Here is a 7,542-nt window from a genome sequence, read left to right on the forward strand (position 1 = left end):
GGGATTCAAAATCCCGTTCCTGTATAAGGAGTATCGGTTCGACCCCGATCACCGGTATTAGAGATAAGAAAACTTTAAAGATCTGACCTTCGATTGAAGGTCTTTTTTTATGTCTTGATGCTGTTAATGATTTATATTTAAGAGATCATACTTAAACACACTTTAAATTCTATTAAAAAAGTTATAAAGAAATCGAATCGTAACCTCATTGTTATATTTCATTGGTATCATATTCTTTGGAACGAAAAAGGAATTGACGAAAGAAGTCTTCACAGTGCGTGAAGACTTTTTTTCATGGTCGTAACTACTATAAACATTGATCTAGCGGTCTTGTAAACGGTAATTAAACACCATATATGGAATATTTTTGAATTGTATATACAACATATAGCTGAAGTGGTAAGATATTACTCGTTGATTTTTTTCGATTAGATGGAGGAATATAATGATGATCGTATTAAGTGGCACTATTGGTGCTGGTAAAAGTACATTAGCAACAATCTTGTCAAAACATTTAGGGACGGAAGCTTTTTATGAACAGGTGGATGACAATCCTGTTTTGCCACTATTTTATAAAGATCCCAAGCAATACGCATTCTTATTGCAAATCTACTTTTTAAACAAACGCTTTGAGTCAATCAAGAAGGCGTTAGCAGATGACAATAATGTTTTAGATCGTTCGATCTATGAAGATGCTTTGTTCTTCCATATGAATGCTGACATGGGTAGAGCCACACAACAAGAAGTGAAGGTCTATGATGAGTTACTTGCCAACATGATGCAAGAATTACCATATGCGGCTGCTAAGAAGGCACCTGATTTGTTGATTCATATTGATATCTCGTATGACACAATGATCAAACGAATCAAGAAGCGTGGCCGTGACTATGAACAACCAGAACAAGACCCAACATTGACCGAATACTACCATAACTTATTGAGTCGTTATGATGACTGGTATGACGAATATGACTACAGTCCAAAAATGAAGATCAATGGTGATCAACTAGATTACGTCGAAAATGAAGATGACTTACAAATCGTTTTAAATCAAATCGACACAAAACTTAATGAACGTAATCTACTACCTAAGATTTAATAGCTGGAAGATAATTTTGATGCTGTTCATTAATTTGAACGGCATTTTTTTCTATTTGCTTAAAAATAACAAAAACGTTAACATATTTAATTGACAGTTTGCACTGGTAACCTGTGTTAATAAAACAGTGAAGGGATTTCATATCATGAAAAAATTACAAACTAGAGATATCACACGTCTAGCTATCGTAGCAGCCTTATACGTTGCCTTAACCTTAGCTCCTGGCATCTCAGCATTCTCATTTGGAGCGATTCAATTTCGAATCTCAGAGATATTGATGCTTTTAGCCTTCTATAATCCAAAATACAGCTGGTCTCTTATTATTGGTTGTTTGATTTCAAACATATTCAGTCCTGCTTTAGGGGCAGCTGATTTAGTCTTTGGAACTCTTGCTACTGCTGTTGCTTGTCTATTAATTGTCTTGATCAACAACCGTAATTACTTATTATGGTTAGTTCCAGTAATTTGTGCAGTCGTCAATGGTTTGATTGTTGGAGCAGAATTGTATTTTGTTTCGAAGATACCATATTGGGCAACAGTTGGAACTGTTGCTATTGGTGAGTTTGTAGTCGTTGTGATTGGTGCAGTGATTTTCTATTTCTTGATGAAGAATAAGAATTTTAGCAGAATAATCAAATAAGCACTACTTAGGGGGAAATCAGTCCTCCTTTTTTGTTATAATCTTCTATGTGAACCATTCAGCAGGGGGAGTACTTTGCTGGACACGATTTATGAACGTTCAAGACTTAATTAGTACAGACAAAGTTTCTATTCAAGACGATATATCACGGTTACCGATGACCGTGTCTTCTCACTTGATAGCTTTGATAAATTTATGAGGAGATGTTTTCATGAATATCGGAATCTTCACCGATACATATTTCCCTCAAGTCAGTGGAGTAGCAACCTCCATACAAACCTTAAAAAACGATTTGGAACGTAAAGGACATTCAGTTTATATTTTCACTACGACTGATCCTATTGTTCCTAAAAAAACAATTGAACCAAATATTTTTCGTTTAGGTAGTGTACCGTTTATCTCATTTACTGATCGGCGTATCGCCATTCGGGGAATGTTTCATGCGGTCGACTTGGCTAAGGAACTCAAAATAGATGTAATTCACACACAAACAGAATTTTCACTTGGATTAATAGGTAAGTTTGTTGCAAAACAACTTAATATACCATTCGTACACACTTATCACACCATGTATGAAGATTATTTGCACTACGTATTAAATGGACATTTGCTGAAACCATATCACGTCAAACAGATGTCTCGCATGTTCATCAAGAATGCCTCAGGAGTCGTTGCACCAAGTAAACAGGTGAAATTGACCTTGGAACGTTATCAAATCGAAGCACCAATCACGATTATCCCAACAGGTGTAGACTTGTCCGAATACACCAAGCCAGTTGATGCGACCTCCGTTCGGGAGAAATTAGGTATCGCAGAAGATACACCAGTTATTTTGATGTTAAGTCGTATTGCTTTGGAGAAAAAAATCGATCACGTATTAAGATCGATGCCAGAGTTATTGCGAGTCAATCCTGAAATTAAGTTGGTCATCGTTGGAGGCGGACCCGACATGGATGAGCTAGTACAAATGTCTCATGACCTGGGTATCAGCGATAGTGTTATTTTTACTGGTGAAGTCGAACATGACCAAATTTCACCGTATTACCATATGGCGGACATTTTTGTTTCATCGAGTGATACTGAATCGCAAGGATTGACATACTTAGAAGCAATCGCTTCAGGCTTAAAAATAGTTGTTCGGAGTGCACCTTATACTGATCAATTATTGACTGATCCATCGGTCGGCGTGACCTTCAATGAAGATGATCAATTAGTCCCCAAAATATTAGCTTATCTCAAGCATCCGAATTCATTTGATGATCGCGATGCTAGACAACGTATCTTATATAATATTTCTTCTGATAAATTCGGTGACTCTATCATTAATTTTTATCATGGAGCACAAGAGTATTATGTTCGCGAGAAATTGTCGAATTCAACAATAGATCCAGAGGAGTATTCAAATGATTAAAATAACCATGTTTTCAACAGCTGATAAAGTAGCCGGTCAGGGAGTAGGTAGTGCATATACTGAACTGATCAATTTATTGAAAACTAGATTTAGTAAAGATTTTGATATTCGGATCAACAAATATTCACGTTCAGATCTGAGTCATTATCATACGATCAATCCTAGCTTTTATTTATCAACTTTTTCAAAAAAACGTGGCCGCAAAATTGGATATGTTCATTTTTTACCGGAAACACTTGAAGGCAGTATTAAACTTCCTAAGTTGTTTCGGAGTATTTTTTATAAGTATGTTATTAGTTTTTATAAACGGATGGACCAGATCGTAGTGGTCAATCCCACTTTTATCGATAAATTAGTTGCCCATGGTTTGGACAGAGACAAGATCAAATATATCCCTAACTTTGTGTCAACGGAAAACTTCTACGAAAAGTCCGCTGACGAGAAAAGAAAACTCCGCGAGAAATTGAATATTCCTGAAGATAAATTTGTCGTCTTCGGAGATGGCCAGGTTCAGGAGCGTAAGGGAATCGATGATTTTTATAAGTTAGCTCAAGCTAATCCTGAGATCCAGTTCATTTGGGCTGGTGGATTTTCGTTTGGTAAAATTACTGATGGTTATGACCGCTATAAATCAATGATCGATAATGCTCCCGATAATATGAAATTTACGGGGATTGTTGATAGAAATGATTTAGTGAACTACTATAACATTTGTGACATTTTTTTATTGCCTTCATATGATGAACTATTTCCAATGTCAGTTTTGGAAGCATTTAGCTGTGGGGCGCCGGTCTTGTTAAGAAACCTTGAACTTTATCAAGCAATAATTGATGGTTATTATCAACCGGCTGAAAATCGTCAGGAAATGGATGATTTCATTAAGAGGGCTAGTCAGAATAGAAATATCTTGTCAGACTATCAAGAGAAGTCACGCCAAGCATCTGGATACTATTCAGAGGATCATCTTAGTAAGATTTGGTATGAATTTTACAATGATCAATATAAAATCTATAAACAGGATGAATAATGAGTAGAAAAAATATTTTTGCACTATTCGTAATGCTGGGGCTCAGTGCTGGCATCTTTTGGTGGGAAGCTAGAAAAATAAATTTTGAATCTATGCTATCCACCTTCAAAAGTTTGAACTTTTTCTGGTTGGGCGTTGCCTTTTTATCAATCTTATTATCCTATGCAGTTGAAGCATGGGTATTACATACGTTGTTAAAAAAGAAAGAAGATCGTCGTTTTAATTGGTGGGAAATGTATCGGATCCCATTGATCCAAGCATTGTTTAATGCCATCACACCTTTTTCTTCTGGTGGACAACCAGCTCAGTTAGTTGGTTTGATGCAATCAAAAATTGATGGTGGTCGTGCAAGTTCCGTTCTTTTAATGAAGTTTGTTATTTATCAAGGGATGGTGCTGATCAACTTTGTGGTTGCGATGATCGTCAGTTTTGAAAATGTTGCGAAGCATTTTTCAGGCTTGTCCTTGATGATCCTCTTCGGATTAGTGATTCACGTTGTGACAATTTCATTTTTACTGATGATTATGTACTATTACAGTTTCACTAAGAAAATGGTCCAAGCTGTTTTGAAACCAATCTTATTTTTCTTAAAAGAAGAGAAACGTGAGCAGATTTTACAATCATCACTAAGAGGTATTGATAGTTTCTATAAAGAAAGTTTAGTATTAAAGCAGGAAAAGCAAAAAGTTATTAAAGCAGCAATTTTAACCTTCCTGCAATTACTTCTATACTATTTAGTTGTTTATTTTGTTTTACTATCATTGAATGTGCACCATATCAACTTATTAGATGTGGTAGTGATGCAGATCATGATTGTTATGATCACATCGATTTTCCCAGTGCCTGGTGGTACTGGTGGGGCGGAAGTTAGTTTTAAAGCCTTATTTAGTGGCTTTATTCCATCGGCTTCGGGATTAATTTTAGCTATGTTTTTATGGAGATTTATAACTTATTTCTTCGGAATGTTCTTAGGGGTTATTGGAATACTAAAAAAACCAAAGCTTAAAAAAATAAAGCATGATGCTAAAGCAAAATTATGGAGCGAAAACAAATGAAGCGTATTATTAAAAGCTTTTCAAATTTTTTAAATACTAGATTGGGTTTTGTGATCTTAGCCGTAGTACTTTACACAATAAAAACCGTCTACGCATATACCACTAAATTCAATTTGGGTGTCAAAGGATCACTCCAAACGTTTTTAATGGTGATTAATCCAATACCAGTAATGTTGTTACTGTTTGGTTTAGCCCTTTATATGAAGGGTAGAAAGTCATATATTTTTCTACTGATCATTGATTTCCTTGATTCAGTCTGGCTGTTCTCGAATATACTGTACTATCGTGAGTTCTCTGATTTCCTGACAATGATCTTGATCAAGGGTTCGGGTTCTGTATCGAACAACCTTGGTAAAAGTATCATGGGTATCGTTGAACCGACTGATTTCTTAGTTTTTCTAGATGTGTTAGTCCTAATACTGTTATTATCCTTTAGAGTCATCCGGATGGATGTTAAACGTCTTAAGTGGCGAATCCCAATTTTGGTCAGCTGTTTAGCTGCCTTATTGTTTGGGGCTAATTTGACATTAGCTGAAAGTGACCGTTCAGGTTTACTTACCAGAACTTTTGATAATAACTACATTGTTAAATATCTCGGTTTGAATGCCTTCAATGTCTATGATGTTGTTAAGACGACCAAGACTAGTGCAGTCAAGTCAAAGGCTAAGAGTTCAGATCTGGATTCAATCAAGAATTATATGAAAGCTAACTATGCGAAACCAAATGTTGAATATTCTGGTGTAGCTAAGGGTAAGAATGTCTTTATCATCCATTTGGAAAGTTTCCAGCAATATTTAATTGATTACAAATGGGATGGTCAAGAGGTCACGCCTAATTTGAATAAGATATACCACGAGAATAACACTTTAAGTTTCGATAACTTTTTCAACCAAGTTGGACAAGGTAAGACTGCCGATGCGGAATTGATGCTTGAGAACTCGTTGTTTGGTCTGCCTCAAGGTGCCGCTATGGTTACCGATGGGACAACTAATACTTTCCAGGCCGCTCCCGCTATCCTTGATCAACAAGGTTACACGACAGCGTCATTTCATGGGGATGTACCAAGTTTCTGGAACCGTGATAATACTTACAAATCATGGGGCTATGATTACTTCTTCAGTAATAACTACTATAAGCAGAAGAAGAGTTATAACATTGGTTATGGTATGAAGGATAAGATTTTCCTTCGTGATTCAGCTCAGTATATCCAACAGTTGCCACAACCGTTCTATGCTAAATTGATTACTGTTACTAACCATTACCCATATACTTTGGATAAGAAGAACCAAAGTATTTCTAAGACTGACACTGGCGACAGTACCGTTGATGGATATGTCCAAACTGCTAAGTATCTGGACCAATCCATCGGTGAATTTATGGATTGGTTGAAGGCTACTGGTCTAGATAAGACAAGTATGGTTGTCTTCTATGGTGATCATTACGGAATTTCTGATAACCATAAGAAGGCAATGTCTAAGATAACTGGAATCAAGAATTTCAATGATTTTGATAACGCTCAGTATCAAAGAGTACCTTTCATGATCCACATGGATGGGCTTAAGGGTGGAATCAACCATACTTATGGCGGTGAGATCGATGTCTTACCAACACTATTGAACTTATTAGGTGTCGATGATAGCAATAAGATTCAATTTGGTAGTGATTTACTATCTCCAGAGCACTCGCAATTAGTTGCCTTTAGGAATGGTAACTTCGTATCTCCAGATGTAACTAAGGTCGGGAGTACTTATTACAATACTAAGACAGGTAAAGTGGATAAGAAGATATCTTCAGCTGAGAAGTCTAAGCTATCCAATAAAGTAACGACGGAACTATCGTTATCCGATCGTGTGATCAATGGAGACTTACTGAGGTTCTATAACCCAACTGACTTCACCAAGGTCGATAAGAAGGATTATAGCTATAAGAAGTCTACGGCACTGAAGAAACTCAAGAAAGCCCGGACAAAGAACGGGACAAGTATCCTTGCGCAAAATGATAACAAGTCCTTGATGGACCTCTATCAAACAGATGCGCCTGAACTTAAATAGAATAACTGCGAAGGTATCCCAACTAGGGATGCCTTTTTTTGTAGCTATAATTAGAAACTTAATAGGCATATCGCTGACAAAAAGTTCTGGGATATGATACATTAATGGACGTCAAAGAATCAGTTCATGATCATCGATTCAAGATGGTAGAAGTGTTTTTGAAATCAAATTACAAAAAATTTGAAAAAACACTTGCATGTGGCTGGCTGAATTGGTAAAGTATTATTTGTTGTCACGGAGAGCGCAACGGAGTCAAGGC

General features: G+C 36.4%; 6 protein-coding genes. All 6 read left to right on the forward strand.

Annotated features, from left to right (window positions below; genetic code table 11):
* Positions 1 to 448: 448 nt before the first annotated feature.
* The 6 genes from FC27_RS11170 to FC27_RS11195 all read left to right on the forward strand — a co-directional run bounded on the left by FC27_RS11170 (position 449) and on the right by FC27_RS11195 (position 7,283).
* Positions 449 to 1,099, forward strand: a complete 651-nt coding sequence (locus tag FC27_RS11170; protein WP_040521474.1) for a deoxynucleoside kinase — start codon at positions 449 to 451, stop codon at positions 1,097 to 1,099.
* A gap of 145 nt (positions 1,100 to 1,244) precedes the next feature.
* Positions 1,245 to 1,739 carry a QueT transporter family protein gene (locus FC27_RS11175; protein ID WP_010625621.1) on the forward strand — a complete coding sequence of 165 codons (495 nt, stop codon included), beginning with the start codon at positions 1,245 to 1,247 and terminating at the stop codon, positions 1,737 to 1,739.
* A gap of 211 nt (positions 1,740 to 1,950) precedes the next feature.
* Complete coding sequence (locus FC27_RS11180; protein ID WP_010625622.1) at positions 1,951 to 3,150, forward strand: glycosyltransferase family 4 protein; 1,200 nt, start codon at positions 1,951 to 1,953, stop codon at positions 3,148 to 3,150.
* Positions 3,143 to 4,177 carry a glycosyltransferase family 4 protein gene (locus FC27_RS11185; protein ID WP_010625623.1) on the forward strand — a complete coding sequence of 345 codons (1,035 nt, stop codon included), beginning with the start codon at positions 3,143 to 3,145 and terminating at the stop codon, positions 4,175 to 4,177. The genes FC27_RS11180 and FC27_RS11185 overlap by 8 nt, the downstream gene beginning before the upstream one ends.
* Positions 4,177 to 5,232 carry a lysylphosphatidylglycerol synthase transmembrane domain-containing protein gene (locus FC27_RS11190; protein WP_010625624.1) on the forward strand — a complete coding sequence of 352 codons (1,056 nt, stop codon included), beginning with the start codon at positions 4,177 to 4,179 and terminating at the stop codon, positions 5,230 to 5,232. The genes FC27_RS11185 and FC27_RS11190 overlap by 1 nt, the downstream gene beginning before the upstream one ends.
* Positions 5,229 to 7,283: an LTA synthase family protein gene (locus FC27_RS11195; protein ID WP_010625625.1), complete on the forward strand. Its 2,055-nt coding sequence runs from the start codon at positions 5,229 to 5,231 to the stop codon at positions 7,281 to 7,283. The genes FC27_RS11190 and FC27_RS11195 overlap by 4 nt, the downstream gene beginning before the upstream one ends.
* Positions 7,284 to 7,542: the final 259 nt, after the last annotated feature.

It is taken from the genome of Companilactobacillus versmoldensis DSM 14857 = KCTC 3814, from assembly GCF_001434295.1.
Taxonomy (GTDB): Bacteria; Bacillota; Bacilli; order Lactobacillales; family Lactobacillaceae; genus Companilactobacillus; species Companilactobacillus versmoldensis.